Origin of the sequence: Burkholderia sp. MSMB2157WGS (assembly GCF_001532755.1) — a bacterium.
Classification (GTDB): Bacteria; Pseudomonadota; Gammaproteobacteria; order Burkholderiales; family Burkholderiaceae; genus Burkholderia.
This window is the reverse complement of sequence record NZ_LPJG01000011.1, coordinates 262,928-281,186: the sequence shown is the minus strand read 5'-3', so window position 1 is coordinate 281,186 and position 18,259 is coordinate 262,928. Positions and strand designations below refer to the sequence as shown.

The 18,259-nt window shown below is 68.3% G+C and carries 18 protein-coding genes and 2 tRNA genes; 7 read left to right on the top strand and 13 right to left on the bottom strand.

Translation table 11 applies throughout. The features are described from left to right. Positions 1–562 precede the first annotated feature (562 nt). Both WT53_RS05945 and WT53_RS05940 read left to right on the top strand, forming a co-directional pair. Positions 563–1,960, top strand: coding sequence for a sigma-54 dependent transcriptional regulator (locus tag WT53_RS05945; protein WP_034206743.1), 1,398 nt, complete (start codon positions 563–565; stop codon positions 1,958–1,960). Positions 1,961–2,002: 42 nt separating this feature from the next. Continuing rightward, positions 2,003–2,974, top strand: coding sequence for a thymidylate synthase (locus tag WT53_RS05940; protein WP_034206744.1), 972 nt, complete (start codon positions 2,003–2,005; stop codon positions 2,972–2,974). Between the two features lie 99 nt (positions 2,975–3,073). Here the strand turns inward: WT53_RS05940 and WT53_RS05935 are convergent, their stop codons facing one another. Beyond that, entirely contained in the window at positions 3,074–5,596 is a 2,523-nt protein-coding gene (locus WT53_RS05935; protein ID WP_034207857.1) for a DUF6600 domain-containing protein, read from the bottom strand. Between the two features lie 162 nt (positions 5,597–5,758). Beyond that, on the bottom strand, positions 5,759–6,466 hold the full coding sequence (locus WT53_RS05930; protein ID WP_034206745.1) for a helix-turn-helix transcriptional regulator: 708 nt from the start codon (positions 6,464–6,466) through the stop codon (positions 5,759–5,761). A gap of 187 nt (positions 6,467–6,653) precedes the next feature. On the opposite strand from WT53_RS05930, the gene WT53_RS33795 reads away from it, so the two are divergent. Beyond that, complete coding sequence (locus tag WT53_RS33795; RefSeq protein WP_179948993.1) at positions 6,654–6,794, top strand: hypothetical protein; 141 nt, start codon at positions 6,654–6,656, stop codon at positions 6,792–6,794. A gap of 129 nt (positions 6,795–6,923) precedes the next feature. Beyond that, the gene (locus WT53_RS05925; protein ID WP_023475851.1) at positions 6,924–7,436 is read left to right on the top strand and encodes an acyl-CoA thioesterase; all 513 of its coding nucleotides are present in this window, start codon (positions 6,924–6,926) and stop codon (positions 7,434–7,436) included. Between the two features lie 46 nt (positions 7,437–7,482). Here WT53_RS05925 and fumC read toward each other — a convergent pair whose 3' ends face one another. From fumC to WT53_RS05910, 3 genes are all read right to left on the bottom strand, one after another. Beyond that, on the bottom strand, positions 7,483–8,877 hold the full coding sequence (gene fumC / locus WT53_RS05920; RefSeq protein ID WP_034206746.1) for a class II fumarate hydratase: 1,395 nt from the start codon (positions 8,875–8,877) through the stop codon (positions 7,483–7,485). Between the two features lie 152 nt (positions 8,878–9,029). Continuing rightward, positions 9,030–10,418, bottom strand: coding sequence for a multidrug efflux MATE transporter NorM (gene norM, locus WT53_RS05915; protein ID WP_034206747.1), 1,389 nt, complete (start codon positions 10,416–10,418; stop codon positions 9,030–9,032). 136 nt (positions 10,419–10,554) lie between these two features. Beyond that, complete coding sequence (locus WT53_RS05910) at positions 10,555–10,773, bottom strand: RNA-binding S4 domain-containing protein (protein WP_027783904.1); 219 nt, start codon at positions 10,771–10,773, stop codon at positions 10,555–10,557. Between the two features lie 266 nt (positions 10,774–11,039). Here WT53_RS05910 and WT53_RS05905 point away from each other — a divergent pair, with 266 nt between their 5' ends. Continuing rightward, the gene (locus tag WT53_RS05905) at positions 11,040–11,441 is read left to right on the top strand and encodes a hypothetical protein (RefSeq protein ID WP_034206748.1); all 402 of its coding nucleotides are present in this window, start codon (positions 11,040–11,042) and stop codon (positions 11,439–11,441) included. 127 nt (positions 11,442–11,568) lie between these two features. On the opposite strand, the gene WT53_RS05900 is transcribed toward WT53_RS05905, so the two are convergent. From WT53_RS05900 to fdxA, 8 genes are all read right to left on the bottom strand, one after another. Continuing rightward, positions 11,569–12,345 carry a DUF4088 family protein gene (locus WT53_RS05900; protein ID WP_034206749.1) on the bottom strand — a complete coding sequence of 259 codons (777 nt, stop codon included), beginning with the start codon at positions 12,343–12,345 and terminating at the stop codon, positions 11,569–11,571. A 162-nt stretch (positions 12,346–12,507) separates the two neighbouring features. Further along, complete coding sequence (locus WT53_RS05895; RefSeq protein WP_034206750.1) at positions 12,508–12,846, bottom strand: AzlD domain-containing protein; 339 nt, start codon at positions 12,844–12,846, stop codon at positions 12,508–12,510. Further along, entirely contained in the window at positions 12,843–13,610 is a 768-nt protein-coding gene (locus tag WT53_RS05890) for an AzlC family ABC transporter permease (RefSeq protein WP_034206751.1), read from the bottom strand. The genes WT53_RS05895 and WT53_RS05890 overlap by 4 nt, the downstream gene beginning before the upstream one ends. 126 nt (positions 13,611–13,736) lie before the next feature. Next, positions 13,737–14,666 carry an AraC family transcriptional regulator gene (locus tag WT53_RS05885; protein WP_034206752.1) on the bottom strand — a complete coding sequence of 310 codons (930 nt, stop codon included), beginning with the start codon at positions 14,664–14,666 and terminating at the stop codon, positions 13,737–13,739. A gap of 61 nt (positions 14,667–14,727) precedes the next feature. Then, on the bottom strand, positions 14,728–15,213 hold the full coding sequence (locus tag WT53_RS05880; RefSeq protein WP_034206753.1) for a CreA family protein: 486 nt from the start codon (positions 15,211–15,213) through the stop codon (positions 14,728–14,730). Between the two features lie 127 nt (positions 15,214–15,340). Then, positions 15,341–15,416, bottom strand: a tRNA-Asn gene (locus WT53_RS05875). A 71-nt stretch (positions 15,417–15,487) separates the two neighbouring features. Continuing rightward, a tRNA-Asn gene (locus WT53_RS05870) sits at positions 15,488–15,563 on the bottom strand. Between the two features lie 104 nt (positions 15,564–15,667). Continuing rightward, positions 15,668–15,991 carry a ferredoxin FdxA gene (fdxA, locus tag WT53_RS05865; RefSeq protein WP_009688972.1) on the bottom strand — a complete coding sequence of 108 codons (324 nt, stop codon included), beginning with the start codon at positions 15,989–15,991 and terminating at the stop codon, positions 15,668–15,670. A gap of 290 nt (positions 15,992–16,281) precedes the next feature. On the opposite strand from fdxA, the gene pncB reads away from it, so the two are divergent. Further along, positions 16,282–17,481, top strand: coding sequence for a nicotinate phosphoribosyltransferase (gene pncB, locus WT53_RS05860; RefSeq protein ID WP_034206754.1), 1,200 nt, complete (start codon positions 16,282–16,284; stop codon positions 17,479–17,481). An 86-nt stretch (positions 17,482–17,567) separates the two neighbouring features. Continuing rightward, positions 17,568–18,230: a lactate utilization protein C gene (locus tag WT53_RS05855; RefSeq protein WP_034206755.1), complete on the top strand. Its 663-nt coding sequence runs from the start codon at positions 17,568–17,570 to the stop codon at positions 18,228–18,230. The last annotated feature ends 29 nt before the right edge of the window (positions 18,231–18,259 follow it).

The following is an 18,259-nucleotide window of genomic DNA, read 5'->3' as shown; positions in this document are numbered from 1 at the left end:
GCCCGGCGGCCGAGAGCGCGAGCGCCATCGACACGAAAGAAAGTAAAAAAGTTTTTCGCATGGCGGATGTCTCCGATCGTGTACGTATTCAGCGAAATACATGCCACCGTACCGGGGCCATTGCCGCCATTGCGACTCGCGCTCGAGCGTTGCGAATGGTGGCCGAAAACGCCTGAAAATGTTTCAGGCGTGAAACGATGGGGCTCGGGAATACTGCTGATTCAATCGACACGCTTCAAGGATGAAAATCGGCGCGTGTGTCGATGACGAAACCCTTGCTGCACATGTGCTATGTGCAGATGATTGATCTGCATCGACCGCTGAGCGATTCGGCCGTGTCGCCATCGGCACCGAAACGGATTTGTCGTATTCGGTGCCTATAACCAGATCGTCTTGATCAAAAAAATACTGGACGCGAGACAAGCGCCATCATGCGAGGCTGTGTCGTTGCCACGCATCGGCATGGCGAATCGAGCCACCTCTGGCTGACCCGATTCGATCCTTTTGCACGCAATCCGACGTGTGCGGCAATCGTTGGACGGTTGATGAACGGGGTGAGCATATGGGAGCCGATCAGCGGCACGTGGTCTACTATTCGCGCGAACCGAACGACGCGTTGCGCGGCCATTTCGACGAATGCGGCTGGCGCGTCGACCTGGCCGAGACCGTGCGCGATGTGCGGCGCGTCGTGCAGCACGGCGTGGCAACCGCCGGCCTGCTCGATTTCTCGCCGGGCTTCAAGCCGTCGGACCTGCGCGAACTCGAATCCTGCCTGAGCATCCAGCATATCGGCTGGATCGCGGCGACGCGGCGCGGCCAGTTGCAGGACGCGACGCTGCGCCATCTCATTCGCGACTATTGCTTCGACTACGTGACGATGCCGTACGAAACGGCGCGGATCGTCGAGACCGTCGGTCATGCGCACGGCATGGTCGCACTGACCGATCCCGTTTCGCCGCCCGTCGGCGCAGGACGCAGCGAAGGCGAGATGGTCGGCACCTGCGATGCGATGCTCGGGCTCTTCAGGACGATCCGCCGCGTCGCGGCGACCGACGCGCCGGTGTTCATCTCCGGCGAGTCGGGCACGGGCAAGGAGCTGACGGCGGTCGCGATTCACGAGCGTTCGTCGCGCGCCCAGGCGCCGTTCATCGCGATCAATTGCGGTGCGATACCGTCGACGCTGCTGCAGGCCGAACTGTTCGGCTATGAGCGCGGCGCGTTCACCGGCGCGAACCAGCGCAAGATCGGCCGCGTCGAGGCCGCCAACGGCGGCACGCTGTTTCTCGACGAGATCGGCGATCTGCCGCTCGAAAGCCAGGCGAGCCTGTTGCGCTTCCTGCAGGAAGGCAAGATCGAGCGGCTCGGCGCGCACGTGTCGATGCCGGTCGACGTGCGCGTGATCTGCGCGACGCACGTGAACATGGAAGCGGCGCTGCGCGAAGGGCGCTTTCGCGAGGACCTGTTTCACCGGCTGTGCGTGCTGAAGATCGAGGAGCCGCCGCTGCGCGCGCGCGGCAAGGACATCGAGGTGCTCGCGCGCCACATGCTCGAGCGCTTCAAGGGCGATGCGCATCGCCGCCTGCGCGGCTTTTCCCCGGATGCGGTCGCGTCGCTGTACGGCTATTCGTGGCCCGGCAACGTGCGCGAGCTGATCAATCGCGTGCGCCGCGCGATCGTGATGTCCGAAGGCCGGATGATCACCGCCGCCGATCTCGAGCTGAACGACTATGCGACGCTCGCGCCGGTGTCGCTGCTGGAGGCGCGCGAGGCGGCCGAACGGCAGGCGATCGAGCAGGCGCTGCTGCGCCATCGCGGCCGTTTTGCGGATGCCGCGCGCGAGCTCGGCGTGTCGCGCGTCACGCTCTACCGGCTGATGTGCGCGCACGGCATGCGCGATCGCGGCGACACGCTGGCAGGGTTTTCGGCGCCGTTGCCGGAGCTTCCGCGCCACGCTTGCTAAAATCGGCGGGTACGGCCGCCTCTCGCGGCCGAAGGAACCCGCATGAAACAGTATCTCGATCTCGTTCGTACCATTCTCGATACCGGCACCTGGCAGGAGAACCGCACGGGGATCCGCACCATCAGCATGCCGGGCGCGATGCTGCGCTTCGATCTGCAGCAAGGCTTTCCGGCCGTGACGACCAAGAAGCTCGCGTTCAAGTCGGCGATCGGCGAGCTGGTCGGCTTCCTGCGTGCGTCGCGCAGCGCGGCCGATTTCCGCGCGCTCGGCTGCAAGGTGTGGGATGCGAACGCGAACGAGAACGCGCAGTGGCTCGCGAACCCGTATCGCCAGGGCGTCGACGATCTCGGCGACGTATACGGCGTGCAATGGCGCCAGTGGCCTGGCTACAAGGTGCTCGATGCGGGCGCCGACGCGCAGATCGCCGACGCGACGCGCCGCGGCTTCCGGATCGTCACGCGTTTCGACGAGGATGGCGCGCCGAAGGTGCTGCTGTACAAGGCGATCGACCAGTTGCGTCAATGCCTGGACACGATCATGGAGAATCCGTCCGATCGTCGCATCCTGTTTCACGCGTGGAATCCGGCCGTGCTCGACCAGATCGCGCTGCCCGCGTGCCATCTGCTGTACCAGTTCCTGCCGAACGCGACGAAGCGCGAGATCTCGCTGTGCCTGTACATCCGCAGCAACGACGTCGGTCTCGGCACGCCGTTCAACCTGACGGAAGGGGCCGCGCTGCTGTCGCTCGTGGGCCGGCTGACGGGCTACACGCCGCGCTGGTTCACGTATTTCATCGGCGACGCCCACATCTACGAGAACCAGCTCGACATGCTGCAGCAGCAGCTCACGCGCGAGCCGTACGAAAGCCCGCGGCTCGAGATTGCCGAGCGCGTGCCCGAGTACGCGAAAACGGGCGTGTATGCGCCCGAATGGCTGGAGCAGGTCGAGCCGTCCGATTTCTCGCTCGTCGGCTATCGCCACCACGAGCCGCTGACCGCGCCGATGGCGGTCTGATCGCGCGGGCGAGGCCGCACGGTTTCGTCGATCCGTACCTTGCAAAAAAGGCTCGACCGGTATTGGCCGGTCGAGCCTTTTGTTTCATCTTTGCTGCCCTTACTGGCGATGCCGCTCCTCGTGGCCGCCCTGCGGCGGCGGATTGGCCGCATGCGGCGCCTCGACGTGCGGCGCCGGCTGCGGCCGCGGTTCCATCCGGGGAGCGGGCATCGACGGGCGCGGTTCCATGCGGGGCGCCGGCTGCGGACGCGGCATGTCGTGCACCGCGGGCGCCGGCGGACGGTACTCGTTCACGCGCGGCGGCGCGACCTCGCGATGCGGCGCCGGTTGAGCGAAGTCCGGGCGTGGTTGCGGCGCGGGGGCGGCCCGTTCCGGTTGCGGCTGAGGTTGTGCATGCCGGGCCGGCGTCTGGAAGTCGGGGTGCGGACGCGGTTGCTGAATTTGCGCGGTATTGTCGACCCGCGGTTGCGGCAGCGCGCGCGGCGCTTCGTTGCGGCCGCCGGGCTGTACGCCTTGCGGCGTCGGCACGCCGTCCGGATGCGGCACCGCTGCGCTGCGCACGGGCGGCAGCGCATTCTGTCCTGCCGCGTGCAGTGCGGTCGGCGAGTCGGGACGTTGACGCGCCATCGGCGTGTGCGGCTGCATCCACACGGGCGACGGCGCGTTGGCCGCGTGTGCGTTGCCGGTCGCGGCCGGAACGTCGTTCGCGCCCGGCGGATGCGGGACGCCGTTGCCGGGCGCGAACGCCTGATGCGGCGTCGGGTTGCCGGGTGCCGGCGGCGTGCCGCCGTTGGCGAAACGCGGTGCGTTGGGGCTTTCGCCGTTCGGCGGCCGCGCGACATTCGACATGCCCGGCGTCGGCGCGCCTGGCCGCGCGGCCTGCTCGCCGGCCGGCTGGCCTTCGCGCGACGCGTGGGCCGGCTGCACGACGGGTCCGTGCGGATTCACGAGCTGCACGTTGCGCATCGCCCATGCGCCGCCGCCCGGCGACTGGCCCGGAACGCGGACCGGCCGAGCCGTATAGTCGGCCGGCACGTTCGTCTTCACGACGGGCGCGCCGGCGCCCGGTACGCGCCCGCCTTGCTGCGCGAGGTGGGCGGCGGCCTGGTCGCGATAGGCGGCGGGCACGGCCGGATTGCGTGTCGCGACGTACGGGTGCTGCGCGATCGCCGCCGGCGGGCGGTAGCTGGCATTGCGCAGCCCGCCGGTGAAGCTCTGGCGCACCGGCGCGATGCCGGGCGTGCCCGGCGTGACGTGCGCGTTGCGCCATTGCTGCGGATCGACGTGCTGCGAGAAGTGCGCGACCGGCTGGCCGTGGACGAACGCGGTGGCCGGCACGGCCGTGATCGCGTGCGGCGCACGGAAGTTCACATACGTCTTGTTGATGTTGGTGATATTGGTGATGTTCGTCACGTTCACGGTCTTGTTCACGTTGACGTTGTTCACCACGATGTTGCGGTTGACGCGGTCGTAGTAGTGCGGGCTCCAGCCGCCCCAGCCCGGATGCCACGGTTCGCCGGGGCCGAGCGCGAACCATGCGCAGCCGGCCGCGGCGACGCCGCCGACCGTCAGCGCGACGCTCCAGTCGGAACCGCCGCCCCCGCCGCCCACGAACGCGACGAGCGCCGGCGCATAGACGGGCGGCTGGTCGACGACCATCGGGCCGGGCACCCATGCCCAGCTGTCGTCCACGTACGCCCAGCGGCCGTAGTGATACGGCGCGAAGCCCCACGGCGCGTCGTCGACCCAGGTCCAGCCCCACGGCGCCTGCCAGATCCAATGGCCGTCGTGATACGGCGCCCAATCGGCCGGCGTGTCGTTCGGCACCCATACCGCGCCGTAATTCGGGGTTTCGCGCCACGTGCCGTTCGCGTCGAGATCCTGGTAGCCGGGGATGTCGCGGGACACGTAGCGGGCCGACACCGAGCGCGCTTCGGCCGCGTCGCGGCTGGCAGCCCACTGGTCGAGCGCGTCGGGGGCCGGCGCGGCCGATTGCTGCGCGACCTGCAGATCGGTGCCAGTGAACACCACCTGCTGCCCCGGCGACAGCGGATACTGGCCGTTGCTGCCGTAGACGGTCGCGCTCCCGCTGCGTACCGTCACCGTCGTGCTCGAGCCGTTCGGCGCGACATCGACACGATAGTCGCCGGGGCCGGCGATGCCGAGCGCGAGGTTCGGCGTGTCGATTTCGTACGATCCGCCGGCCGGCAAATCGCGCACGTGCGTCGACACGGTGCCGAGCCCCACCTTCAATTGCGTCGTCGTGTCGTCGAGGTTCAGCACCGACAGGCTCGTCGATTGGCCGAGCCGCACCGCGGTCGAGCCGATGTGCAGCTCCGAGCGCGCGCCGGCATCGTTCCAGAGCTGATCGCCGGTCGTCAGCGGCCGGTTCACCGCCGCATACGACCACGTATCGGTGCCGGCCGGTTCGGTCGTCACGGCGCCCGACAGGTAATTGAGCCGCGCGACGCGGCCGGGCGGATCGCCGCCCGGTTGCCGTGCCGCGGCCAGGTTCGGCGGCGCATCGGCCGATTGGGCGAAGGCGGGCGGCAGCGCCGCCAGCGCGACGAACGCGAGCAGCGTGTAGCGGGCGGTGCGCTTGAGCGTGAAGAGGGAGGCCATGGTGAGCGTCATCGTTGTGATCGCGGCGCGTCGATTCGTGCCGTCCAGTTCACAATATCCGCTCGGCCTGTTTCAAGGCACGGTGTTTTGTAAGTCGAATGGCACGCGATGTAACAAAACCTGTCCATCGCGCGCCGTTGTCGTGCAGCTGCAATGCCGGCGTCAAGCGGACGTAAGCCACGCGTCGAAAACCTGCTGTCCGGGCACCGTGACGCGCAGCACGCGCGGTCGGTCGGCGCGCTCGATCCAGCCGTGCGCGCAGAAGCTTTCGAGCAGCGCCGCGCCGAGTGCGCCGCCGAGATGCGAACGCCGCTCGCTCCAGTCGAGGCAGCCGCACGCGAAGCGGCGCCGGCGCGTGCGTTGCTGCGCGACGTCGATGCCCCATTGCGCGAGCGCCTGCGTGCCGAGTTCGGTGGCCTCGATCGCGTCGCCGTTCGCGAGCAGCCAGCGGCGCGCGGTGAGGCCGTCGAAGATGCGTACCGCGAGCTCGCCGGCCATGTGGTCGTAGCAGGTGCGTGCGTAGCGCAGTTCGGCCGGGACCGTGCGCGACGGCGGCGGAACCGGGCGATGCGGCGCGGCCGCGCGGGCGACGTTCGCCAGCGCTTCGAGCGAGGCCGCGATGTCGGCCGACGCAATGCGGTAGTAACGATGCCGGCCGCGCACGTCGAGGGCCAGCAGGCCGCCCTCGGTCAGGCGCGCGAGGTGCGCGCTGGCCGCGGACGGCGACAGCCCCGCGATCATCGTCAGTTCGCCGGCAGGGCGCGCGCTGCCGTCCATCAGCACCCATAGCATCGCGGCGCGGCCGGGATCGGCGATCAGCGCGCCGATGCGGCTCAGGCCCGGAAAATGGTGGTCGTCTTGATCGGTCATCGTCGTGTCTCGTCGAGCGGGATGAGGGCAGTGTAGTCCGGATGCGCATTCGATGTTTCGCTCTCGGATGAAATGTCGGATACAGCGCGCCGCCCCCTGCGCGGACCGAACCGCAGCCCGTTGCAGGGCACGCGTAGAATGGCCGGACGCGGCGGCAGCGGGCCGCCGCCTGAGACGCGATGCAACGATGAAGACGATTTTCTGTGTGTTGGCGGCGGCGCTCGTGTGCGCCGCCTGTGCACCCGGCGGCGCGGGCGCGACCGGCGAGCGCGGCGGCAGTATCGAGATGTACGGAACGATCGACCAGGGCGTCACGGTACGCCGTTGAGCGGCGCCGGTCCGGCGCGAGCCGGCATGGCCGCCGCAGCCCCGCCACGCGGGGCTTGCCGCGCCGTATTGCCGCAGTGCAACGTATAATGGCCCGATGACGGCGCCCCTGCCGCCTGGAGCCAGAACAATGCCTCAACCGTCCCCCGTGCCGGCTGCCCTCGACCGCACCGAAACCGTATTCCGCTTCCTTGCCGAGCCTTCGTCCGTGAACTTCGGCGGCAAGGTGCACGGCGGCGCGCTGATGAAGTGGATCGACGAGGTCGCGTATGCGTGCGCGGCCGTCTGGTCGAGCCGCTATTGCGTGACGGTCAGCGTCGGCAACATCCGTTTCCAGCGTCCGATCCTGGTCGGCAATCTGGTCGAGCTGAAGGCGCGCGTCGTCGCGACGGGCCGTACCAGCATGCACATTCATGTGTCGGTGCACGCCGGCGATCCGAAGGGCGGCGTGCTGCGTCAGACGACCGATTGCCTCGTCGTGTTCGTCGCGGTCGACGAGAACGGCAACCCGGTGCCGGTGCCGCCGTTCGTGCCCGAAACCGACGAGCAACGGGTGCTGGCGAAATACGCGGCCGACGTGCGGGCCGCGCTCGACAAGATCGTCGAGATGAAGCCGGAAGAAGTCGCGAAGGGCACCGTCTGAGTGCCGCGGGCGCCGCGCGTCGTGCGCCGCGCCCGCCGTCCTGCCGTTACCGCGTGCCGATCATCTGCTCGGGGCGCACCCACGCATCGAATTCCGCCTCGGTCAGGTAGCCGAGCGCGAGCGCGGCCGCCTTCAGCGTCGTGCCTTCCTTGTGCGCCTTCTTCGCGATCTGCGCGGACTTGTCGTAGCCGATGTGCGGATTGAGTGCCGTCACGAGCATCAGCGATTCGTTCAGCAACAGATCGATCCGCGCGCGGTTCGGCTCGATGCCTACCGCACAGTGATCGTTGAAGCTCTGCGCGCCGTCGGCGAGGAGGCGCACCGACTGCAGTACATTGTGCGCGATCATCGGCCGGAACACGTTCAATTCGAAATTGCCGCTCGCGCCGCCGACGTTGACTGCGACGTCGTTGCCGAACACCTGGCAGCACAGCATCGTCACGGCTTCCGACTGCGTCGGGTTCACCTTGCCCGGCATGATCGAGCTGCCCGGCTCGTTTTCCGGAATCGACAGCTCGCCGAGCCCGCAGCGCGGCCCGCTCGCGAGCCAGCGCACGTCGTTCGCGATCTTCATCAGGCTGGCCGCCACCGTCTTCAGCGCGCCGTGCGCGAAGACCAGCGCGTCGGCGGCGGCCATCACCTCGAACTTGCTCGGCGCGGTCACGAACGGCAGCTTCGTCAGCCGGCCGATCTCGTCCGCCACGCGCACCGCGAACTCCGGATGCGCGTTCAGCCCCGTGCCGACCGCGGTGCCGCCGAGCGCGAGCTCGTACAGGTGCGGCAACGCCGATTCGACGTGACGGATGCCGTGGTCGAGCTGCGCGACATAGCCGGAGAACTCCTGGCCGAGCGTGAGCGGCGTGGCGTCCTGCAGGTGCGTGCGGCCGATCTTCACGATGTCGGCGAACGCCTTCGACTTCGCGTCGAGCGTCGCGCGCAGCGTGCGCAGTGCCGGCAGCAGGTGATTGACGATCGCATACGCGGCCGCGACGTGCATCGCGGTCGGGAACACGTCGTTCGACGACTGGCCGCGGTTCACGTCGTCGTTCGGATGCACCTTGCGCGCTTCGCCGCGCTCGCCGCCCATCAGCTCGCTCGCGCGGTTCGCGATCACCTCGTTGAGGTTCATGTTGGTCTGCGTGCCGGAGCCCGTCTGCCACACCGCGAGCGGGAACTCGCGCGGATGCTTGCCGGCGATGATCTCGTCGGCGGCTTCGATGATCGCGCGCGCCTTGTCGTCGGCGAGCACGCCGAGCGACTGGTTGACGGCCGCCGCGGCGCGCTTGACGATCGCGAGCGCGTGGATCAGCTCGGGCGACTGCTTCTCCGTCGAGATCCGGAAATTCTGCAGCGAGCGCTCGGTCTGCGCGCCCCAGAGCCGGTCGGCCGGCACGGCGATCTCGCCGAACGTGTCGCGTTCCATCCGAACTGCTTCGTTCATGATGCACTCCTCCAGGAAAGGGGAAAGGCCGCGCGCCGTCGCGCGGCGTCAGACGTAATCGGACGTATCGTGAGGCAGACGCGCCGCTCGTGCGGCGTCTCGATGGCTATCGACAAGCATAGCGCCGGCCGCGATTTCGCGTCGTGTCGCGCCTAGCGCACCGTCGCGATGAGCGAGGTGGTCTTGCGGTGAAAGCGCCATGCCATCAGCGCGGCGACACTCGCGAGCCCGGCCGCGAGCCCCCACCACAGGCCGCGCGCGCCCAGGCCCGCGTGGAATGCGAACCAGTAGCCGGTCGGGAAGCCGATGCCCCAGTAGCCGAAGGTCGCGGCGAGCATCGGGATGCGCGTGTCCTTCAGGCCGCGCAGCGCACCCGACGCGACGGTCTGCATGCCGTCGACGATCTGGAACACCGCGGCGATGCCGAGCAGCGACGCGGCGAGCGACACCGTGGCCGCGTTGGCCGGGTCGTCGAGGTGCAGGTACAGGCCGACGATCGTATGCGGCGCGACGATCATCACGAGGCCCGACAGCGACATGAAGCCGACGCCGAGCGCGAGCGCGACGAAGCCCGCGTGCCGCGCGGCGACGGGCGAGCCCGCGCCGATCCAGTAGCCGACGCGAACATTGGCCGCCTGGCCGATCGCGAGCGGCACCATGAACGACACCGATGCGACGTTCAGCGCGATCTGGTGCGCGGCGAGCGACGTCGCGCCCAGCACGCCGACCGTGAGGCCGGTGGCGAGGAACAGCGTCGATTCGACCCCGTACGTGATCGCGACCGGCCAGCCGATGCCGATCAACTCGCCCATCACGGGCAGCTTCGGGCGCGCCGCGGTCACGAAATGGCGGAAGCGCTGCCGGCCGTGCAGCAGCCAGATCAGCGCGAGCGCGGTGAGCCAGATCGTGATCGTCGTCGCGACGGCCGAACCGAGAAAGCCGAGGCGCGGCAGCCCGAATGCGCCGTGGATCAGCCCGTAGTTCAGCACGCCGTTGACGCCGACGCCGCCGATCGACACCCACAGGAGCCGCCGCGCGGCGCCGATCGCCGGCAGGAACGCGCGCATCAGCCCGACGCCGATCAGGCTGCCGAGCGCCGCGAAGCGCAGGATGCCCGTGTATTCGCCGACGTGATGCGCGAGCAGCGGCGGCTCGTGGAACATCAGCAGGATCGGTTCGGCAAGCGACAGCGCGACGATGGCCGGAATCGCGAGCAGCACGGACAGCGCGAAGCCCGTCCAGTAGATGTGCGGCACGCGATCCTCGGCCTGGGCGCCGCGCGCATGCGCGACGCTCACGCTGACCGACGACAGCACGCCTTGCAGGATCGTCACGATGACGAAGAAGAAGTTCGCGCCGAGCCCGCCCGCCGCGAGCGAATCGGGGCCGAGCGAACCGAGCAGCACCGTGTCGGTGACGCTCATCGCCATCTGGGAAAGTTGCGCGATCGCGAGCGGCGCGGCGAGGCGCGCGGTATCGGCGGCATGACTGGACAGGGACGGCGGCGCGGCGGCCGTCCTCGTAAGACCGGAATGCGACATGGAATGGGCGCTCGCGCGGGTGCGGGCCCGCGCTATATGTATTTATTTTGAGAGACGGCTAGCTTACGGCTTTATTCGTACCGTGTCGAACGCGCGCGCCGATGGCCATGTCGCGGGCAGGGGAACCCCGCGAGCGCTAGGCCTCGCGTACCGCGATGCGCGTGTCGCCGAGCAGCACGACCTGGCCCGCGCGGATCTTGCAGGTCTTGCGAAGCTCGATCGCGCCGTCCACTTTCACGGCGCCGGACGCGACGATCAGCTTCGCGGTGCCGCCGCTGTCCGCGAGACCGGTGATCTTGAGAAGGTTGTGCAGCTCGACGTATTCGCCGGTCAGCGTGAAATCCAGATTGGGCATGACGAGGAAGGGGCGCGACGCGCGGGAGGAAACGCTCCGCATCATACGGCACCGCGCGCCCGCACGCGAGCGCGGGCGGCCGCCGGCGGATGTAAAGGACTGTGAGCGATTCGTCAGCAAATGAAACGGTGGGTAACAGTCTGAGAGATTCGCGAACCGGCCGTGCGGGCGGCCGGTCTTCTGTCGTACCTGCTGCGTGTTGCGGCGGGGACGCGACGGACCGCATCGCTGCGGTCCGGACGCACAACTTCTTGAGGAGAATTGCCATGTCCAAGATTCGTACGATGCTGATCGGTGCCGCGCTGACGGCGTTCGCCACTTCGGCCGCATTCGCCCAGACGGGCACGACGGCGCAAGGCGCAGCCGGCGCCGGCGTGCAGGCGCAGACGCCGGCGGCTGGTGTCGGTGCGGGCGCGCAGGGCGGCGCCGGCGCGAACGTGTCGGGCAATGCGACGGGCGGTGCGACCGATGCGGTCGGCGCGGCGGCCGATGGCGCGAAGGATACGACGTCGTCGGCCGTTCATTCGGCCAAGAAGCACACGAAGCATGCGGCGAAGTCGGCCAAGGGCCATGCGGGCTCGGCCAAGGCGAAGGCCGACGAGGCGACCGAAGGCGGCGCATCGGTCGGCGCGCAGGGCGGTGCATCGGCGCAGGGCGCCACGCAGTAAGCGTGTCCGACGCCGTCGCGACGCGCGCCTGGAAGGCGCGTCGCGACGGCAATCGTCAGGCGGCCCGGTTCGCTTCGCGCGACCGGGCCGTTTTCGTGGGGGGATGCGTTGCGCGGGACGAGCGCGGTCAGGGCCGGCGCTGGCCTTGCCCCTGTCCCTGGGCCGGCCGTGCGACGGCCGGCGTGAACACGCTGCGAAGCCAGGCGGCCAGGCGCGCGAAGACGTCGTACGGTTCCTCGACGAAGATCTCCGGCTTCAGCAGCCGCAGGTATTCCATGATCTGCTGCGCTTCCTGCTTCTGGAACGAGCCGTGCGCGAGCCCGAGCCGCAGCAGCCCGCGCAGTTCGCCGAGCTTGTCGCGCGCGGTGCTGCCGACGCTCATCTCGCACGCGAGCTTGGCCTCGTAGATCCGCTGCCGCAGCGATTCCGCGAGCCGCCACGCAGGTGTCTGCATGTTTTCCTCGAGCGTCTGGATGTCCTGCGCCGCGCTCTTGATCTGCGACGCGAGCGGGTCGATCAGCGACGCGTCGCCCTGCGCTTCGGCGACGATCGCCTTCGCCCAGTCGCGGCATGCCTTCGCGAGTTCGTCGGGGGTCCATTCGGAGCGTGACGCGAAGCCGAAGCCGAATTCGCTTGCCTGCCGCATCAGGATCGCGACGACGTCCGGAAATTCCTTGTCGAGCGTGCGCTTGGCCCACGCGTACTGGCCGCCCTGCAGCATCCGCTGCACGGCGTGCTCGGTCAGCGGCACCATGTTGTCGAGCAGCTTGGCGCGCAGGAAATCCTCGAACGACGGCGTCGCGAATTGCGGGTCGAGTTTCAGCGACACGCGGACGAACGCATCGTAGTCCTTGCGCAGGGACTCGAGCGTGTCGTCCTTGAGGGAAAGGGTGATCTGGCCCATGAATCGTCTCGATGGCGGCCCGCGCAAGCCGGCGCCGGCGCGGCGCACCGGGAACGGGGCACGGCGTCGATCGACCGATGCGCGCCGGGGCCGGTGGCGGGTCTTCCTCTCCTATATCGGCGCACCGGGCGGAAACTTGAGCGCGCGCGACGCAGCCCGCGCTCAGGCGGGCGGCCAGTGCGGCAGTACGACCCCTTGCCACAGGAAGAACACCGCGAGCCCGGCGGCGATCGTCACGAGCGGGCGGCGGGTCGCGGCCGATACGAGCACGGCCGCGAGCGCGCCGACGAGCTGCGGGTTTCGCCAGGTCAGCTCGGCCGTGCCGCCGTGCGGCGAGACGGTCATCGGGACGATGATCGCGGTCAGCACGGTGACCGGCACGAAGCCGAGCGCGGTCCGCACGAGCGGCGGGAACGCCAGCCGCTCGCCGAACAGGAACAGCGTCGAGCGGATCGCATACGTGATGACGGCCATCCCGAGGATCAGCAGCGCGTAACTCACGATGCCGCCTCCGGGCGGGAGCCGGCGCGCGTGCGATCGTGCAGCAGCGTGAGCGCGACGCCGACTGCGACGCCGGCGGCGACCGCGCCGAGCAGCCCGAGCTTGTACGGCCAGCCCTGCCAGAAGTACGCGAGCGTGCCGGCCGTGGCGGCCGCCGAGAAGTAGCGCAGCGTGCCGAGCTGCGGGACGACGATCGCGATGAAGGTCGCCGCCATCGCGAAATCGAGGCCGAGCGACTGCAGGCCCGGGAATGCGGTGCCGAAGCCGATGCCCGCGAGCGTCCAGACCTGCCAGTTCAGGTACATCGCGAGCCCGGAGCCGAAAAAGTAGTGGGGGCCGATCGTACCGGGCGGGTAGTGCCGGTAGTGTCCGTAGGCGACCGCGAACACCTCGTCGGTCATCAACGCGCCGAGCGTCGCGCGCCAGCGCAGCGGCAGGTGGGCGACATAGGGCGCGAGCGTCGCGCTGTACAGCAGGTGGCGCAGGTTCACGATCAGCGTCGTGGCGAGCACGACGGCGAAACTCGCGCTGCCGGCGATCAGGCCGAGCGCGATGAACTGCGCGGAGCCCGCGAACACCGCGAGCGACATCAGCGCGCCGTGCCAGGCGGCGAGCGGGCCGCCGCCGACGAGCGTGCCGAAAATCACGCCGAACGGTGCTGCGCCGATCATCATCGGAATCGTGTCGCGTGCGCCGTCGAGCCATTCGTTGAGCGGGCGGCGCGGGGGCGATGCGGGTGTCTCGTTCAAGTAGCGCTCCTCCATGAGGGGGAGGATAGCGGGCCGGTGGCGAGCCGGCTTGTATGTTCTTGCGCCCGCCGAAGCGGCGCCGGTTCGCGTGTCGGCCGGCGCGGGGCGCGGGCGCGGCCGACGACTGCGGGAAGCCGCGCGTCAGCTTGCCTGCCAGCGCCCGGGCGGCACGCCGAACATCCGTTTGAAATGCCGCGTGAAGTGGCTCTGGTCGACGAAGCCGCTGGCCGCCGCGACATCGGCGACGGGGATGCCCGCGCGCAGCGGCGCCAGCGCACGCTGCAGCCGCAACTGGTTGCGCCATGCATGCGGCGGCATGCCGACCGTGCGGGTGAACAGGCGCGCCGCGTGAAACGGCGACAGGCCGGCCGCCTGCGCGACATCGTCGAGCGTCACCGCGCCCGTCAGATCAGCGGCGAGCCGCTCGCGCATCGCGTCGACGCGCGGTTCGTCGGCCGCGAGCGGCGCCGGCTGCGGCCGCACGTCGGCGTGGCGCGCGATCAGCGTCGACAGCGCGTCGAGCATCGCGGTTTCGGCGGCGAGCGGATCGTAGATGCGCGGCGCGCCGGTGGCGGGACCGCCGGCCACCGGATCGCCGGCCGCCGGAGCGTCGGCCGGCTGCCCGGACGCATGCGACGACAGCGCGCGCTCGCTGCCGGCTTCCAGCATCCGGTGCGCGAGCGTGAGCCGGGCTGCGAGATCGGCGTCGCGGATCACGTCGGGCGCAAACCACGGCGCATCCTGCGGGCGGCCCGCGATCGAACCGGCGAGGTCGCGGATGAATTCGACTGGCATGTAGCTGACGCGATAGCACCAGCCCTCGTCGGTGGCACGCGACCCCGTATGGACTTCGCCGGGATTGATCACGGGCACGGTGCCCGTTTCGGCGACATGGCCGGTGCCGCGATAGGTGAAGCGTTCCGCGCCTTCGAGAATCACGGGGATCGTGTACGCGTCGTGCCAGTGAGGCGCGAACGCGTGATCGCGATAGGTGGCCGTGAGGAGATCCGCGTCCGGCACGAGCGGCGTGCGCCAGTAGCGTGCGGAATCGGGAAGGCGGGTGGCGGACATGATCGGGCGCGGGAGCGGTCGAACCGACAGTGTATCGCCCGCGCGCCCGGCCGGCGCGGGCTTACTTGACCGGAATCGTCGTGCCGGCCGGCATCGGCACCGCGGTGACGGCGTTCTTCGGGCTGCCGCTGACGATGCGGTCGCTGTAGGTCAGGTAGACGATCGTGTTGCGTTTCTTGTCGACCACGCGCACGACGTGCAGCGTCTTGAAGATGAACGACATGCGTTCGCTGAACACGTCGGTCTGCTGCTTGAGCGGTTCCTTGAAGCTGATCGGGCCGACCTGCCGGCACGCGATCGATGCCTCGCTCGGATCCTCGGCCACGCCGAGCGTGCCCTTGATCCCGCCGGTGCGGGCGCGCGACACGTAGCAGGTCACGCCGTTCACGACCGGATCGTCATAGGCCTCGACGACCACGCGATCGGAGCCCGTGACGCGGAAATGGGTATTGACGCTGCCGACTTCCTCCGCCTGCGCGAACGGCGCTGCAGCGAATGCGGAGAGCAGGAGGGCGACGGGGGCGGAGCGCAGGAGGCGATGCTTCATCGACGGAACCGGATGCGAATGCGGGACAGAGACTCTAGCATGCGCATGACCGGGCCACGACAAGCAGAAGGGCGGAACGGCGGCCGAAAAAACAAAAGGCCCGTCGAATGACGGGCCTTTCGCTATTTGGCTCCCCGACCTGGGCTCGAACCAGGGACCTACGGATTAACAGTCCGGCGCTCTACCGACTGAGCTATCGGGGAATAAATCGGTACATCTGCGTGTTGCTCGTTCAACAAAAAACCCGTCCACTTTCAACGGGCCTTTGCGTTTTTGGCTCCCCGACCTGGGCTCGAACCAGGGACCTACGGATTAACAGTCCGGCGCTCTACCGACTGAGCTATCGGGGAACAAACAACAACAGCAGAGAAACGAGATTGTATGGAGTGTTCGCTAACCTGTCAATACTTTGGAGCCGCAGCGAATAAAATTTTTTGCAGTCGCCGCCGTGCGATCAGCGCTCGAGCAGGTGCAGCTTGTCCTGCACGTCCTTCCACTCGTCCGCGTCGGCGGGCGCCGGCTTGGTCTTCGTGATCGACGGCCAGTTCTTCGCCAGCTCCGCGTTCAACGCGGTGAACTGCTGCTGGTCGCCCGGAACGTCTTCTTCGGCATAGATCGCATTGGTCGGGCATTCGGCGACGCACACGGCGCAGTCGATGCACTCGTCCGGATCGATGGCGAGAAAGTTGGGACCTTCACGGAAGCAATCCACCGGGCACACATCCACGCAATCCGTGTATTTGCACTTGATGCAGCCTTCGGTCACAACGTGAGTCATTAAAACGCTCCTGCTTGGCGGTATATATGGGGTGGCGTTTGCGCCAAAAGCGGCATTGTAACTGAAGCGCAAAACCCGCATCGCGTGGTCGGCTATCCGGCTTATATCGTTTCGTGATTAGTTTATGGGCGGCGCAACGCGGACACAACCGCGCGCCGCGCACGAGCGTGATGCGGCACGGCGGAGGGCGGTTTCGCGATGGTCCGGCACGCATTCGGGTAACATGACCGACAGACCGGGCGGCGCGCGGTGCGTCGGGGCCCGGTCACGATATTGGCGCTGCCGTCATCATGATCATCACTTCGCTGCTCGACACGGATCTCTACAAGTTCACGATGATGCAGGTCGTTCTGCATCACTTTCCCGCTGCCAACGTCGAATACCGTTTCCGGTGCCGCACGCCCGGCGTCGATCTCGTGCCGTACATCGACGAGATTCGCGACGAGGTGCGCGGCCTGTGCTCGCTGCGCTTTTCCGACGTCGAACTCGACTATCTGCGGCGGATGCGCTTCATCAAGAGCGACTTCGTCGACTTCCTCGCGCTGTTCCACCTGAACGAGAAGTACATCTCGATCACGCCTTCGCCGAAGGGCAACGGCGAGATCGACATCGTGATCGAGGGGCCCTGGCTGCATACGATCCTGTTCGAGATCCCGGTGCTGGCGATCGTCAACGAAGTCTATTTCCGCAACACGCAGCGCGAGCCCGACTATCGCGAAGGCCGCGAACGGCTGCGCGAGAAGATCAAGTTGCTCGGCGCGAAGCCCGAATTCGCCGACTGCAAGATCGCCGACTACGGCACGCGCCGACGCTTCTCGAAGGTCTGGCACGAGGAAGTCGCGCTCACGCTGCGCGACGGGCTCGGCCCGCAGTTCGCGGGCACGAGCAACGTGCTGTACGCGATGAAGCACGGCATCACGCCGCTCGGCACGATGGCGCACGAATACCTGCAGGCGTGCCAGGCGCTCGGCCCGAGATTGCGCGATTCGCAGATCTACGGCTTCGAGATGTGGGCGAAGGAGTATCGCGGCGACCTCGGGATCGCGCTGTCGGACGTCTACGGCATGGACGCGTTCCTGAACGACTTCGACATGTACTTTTGCAAGCTGTTCGACGGCGCGCGCCACGATTCGGGCGATCCGTTCGACTGGGGCGAGCGGATGCTGCGCCATTACGAGGCGAACCGGTGCGACCCGCGCACCAAGGTGCTCGTGTTCTCGGACGCGCTCGACATTCCGAAGGTCATGCAGCTGTACGAACGGTTCCGCGGCCGCTGCAAGCTTGCGTTCGGCGTCGGCACCAACCTCACCAACGATCTCGGTTACGTGCCGCTGCAGATCGTGATCAAGATGGTTCGCTGCAACGGCCAGCCGGTCGCGAAGCTGTCGGATTCGCCGGGCAAGAGCATGTGCGACGACAAGGCGTATCTCGCGTACCTGCGCCAGGTGTTCGGCATCGCGCAGCCGGTCGAGGAAGACGCGTCGAAGTAGGCGCCGGCCGTTCGGCCGAAGGTGTGTCGCAGCAGGGGTGGCCGGTATAATCCGACGTATTGCACGCAACGTCACGAGGACCGTTCATGGACACTTCCGCTGCCCGTCGCCAGATCCTCGCGCGCATCCGCGCGGCGCAGGGGCGCGCGGCCGAACCCGATGCAGCGGAGCGCGACGGCGTCGCCGACTACCTTGCCCGTCATCCGCAAGGCCCGCGCCCGCCGGCGCCGGCCGACCTCGTCGCCGCTTTCGTCGACGAAGCGCAGCGCCTGTCGACCACGGTCGACGAAGTCGCGACGCTGGCCGACGTGCCTGCCGCCGCCGCCCGCTATCTTGCCGCTCACGGCCTGCCGGCGCAGGCCATCGCGTGGCGCACGCTGGCCGATCTCGACTGGGCCGCCGCCGGCCTGTCGGTCGAATGCCGCAAGCCGCGCGACGGCGATCTCGTCGGCCTGACCGGCTGCTTTTGCGCGACCGCCGAAACGGGGTCGCTGGTATTGCTGTCCGGCCCCGACACTTACGCATCGGCCGGTCTGCTACCGGAAACCCACATCGCGATCGTGCCGGCGTCGCGCATCGTCGCCGGTCATGAAGACGCGTTCGCGCTGATTCGCGCGGAGCGCGGCGAACTGCCGCGCGCGGTCAATTTCGTGTCGGGCCCGTCGCGCACCGGCGACATCGAGCAAACGATCATTCTGGGTGCACACGGTCCGTACCGCGTGCACGCGATCGTCGTACGGGGCGCATGACGCGCCCGCTGCCTTCACCCTTATTTCGA

Excerpts from the sequence above, each read along its gene's own strand:
- WT53_RS05945 (WP_034206743.1), top strand. The coding sequence starts at position 563 with ATGGGAGCCGATCAGCGGCACGTGGTCTACTATTCGCGCGAACCGAAC.
- WT53_RS05940 (WP_034206744.1), top strand. The coding sequence starts at position 2,003 with ATGAAACAGTATCTCGATCTCGTTCGTACCATTCTCGATACCGGCACC.
- WT53_RS05935 (WP_034207857.1), bottom strand. The coding sequence starts at position 5,596 with ATGGCCTCCCTCTTCACGCTCAAGCGCACCGCCCGCTACACGCTGCTC.
- WT53_RS05930 (WP_034206745.1), bottom strand. The coding sequence starts at position 6,466 with ATGACCGATCAAGACGACCACCATTTTCCGGGCCTGAGCCGCATCGGC.
- WT53_RS33795 (WP_179948993.1), top strand. The coding sequence starts at position 6,654 with ATGAAGACGATTTTCTGTGTGTTGGCGGCGGCGCTCGTGTGCGCCGCC.
- WT53_RS05925 (WP_023475851.1), top strand. The coding sequence starts at position 6,924 with ATGCCTCAACCGTCCCCCGTGCCGGCTGCCCTCGACCGCACCGAAACC.
- fumC (WP_034206746.1), bottom strand. The coding sequence starts at position 8,877 with ATGAACGAAGCAGTTCGGATGGAACGCGACACGTTCGGCGAGATCGCC.
- norM (WP_034206747.1), bottom strand. The coding sequence starts at position 10,418 with ATGTCGCATTCCGGTCTTACGAGGACGGCCGCCGCGCCGCCGTCCCTG.
- WT53_RS05910 (WP_027783904.1), bottom strand. The coding sequence starts at position 10,773 with ATGCCCAATCTGGATTTCACGCTGACCGGCGAATACGTCGAGCTGCAC.
- WT53_RS05905 (WP_034206748.1), top strand. The coding sequence starts at position 11,040 with ATGTCCAAGATTCGTACGATGCTGATCGGTGCCGCGCTGACGGCGTTC.
- WT53_RS05900 (WP_034206749.1), bottom strand. The coding sequence starts at position 12,345 with ATGGGCCAGATCACCCTTTCCCTCAAGGACGACACGCTCGAGTCCCTG.
- WT53_RS05890 (WP_034206751.1), bottom strand. The coding sequence starts at position 13,610 with ATGGAGGAGCGCTACTTGAACGAGACACCCGCATCGCCCCCGCGCCGC.
- WT53_RS05885 (WP_034206752.1), bottom strand. The coding sequence starts at position 14,666 with ATGTCCGCCACCCGCCTTCCCGATTCCGCACGCTACTGGCGCACGCCG.
- WT53_RS05880 (WP_034206753.1), bottom strand. The coding sequence starts at position 15,213 with ATGAAGCATCGCCTCCTGCGCTCCGCCCCCGTCGCCCTCCTGCTCTCC.
- fdxA (WP_009688972.1), bottom strand. The coding sequence starts at position 15,991 with ATGACTCACGTTGTGACCGAAGGCTGCATCAAGTGCAAATACACGGAT.
- pncB (WP_034206754.1), top strand. The coding sequence starts at position 16,282 with ATGATCATCACTTCGCTGCTCGACACGGATCTCTACAAGTTCACGATG.
- WT53_RS05855 (WP_034206755.1), top strand. The coding sequence starts at position 17,568 with ATGGACACTTCCGCTGCCCGTCGCCAGATCCTCGCGCGCATCCGCGCG.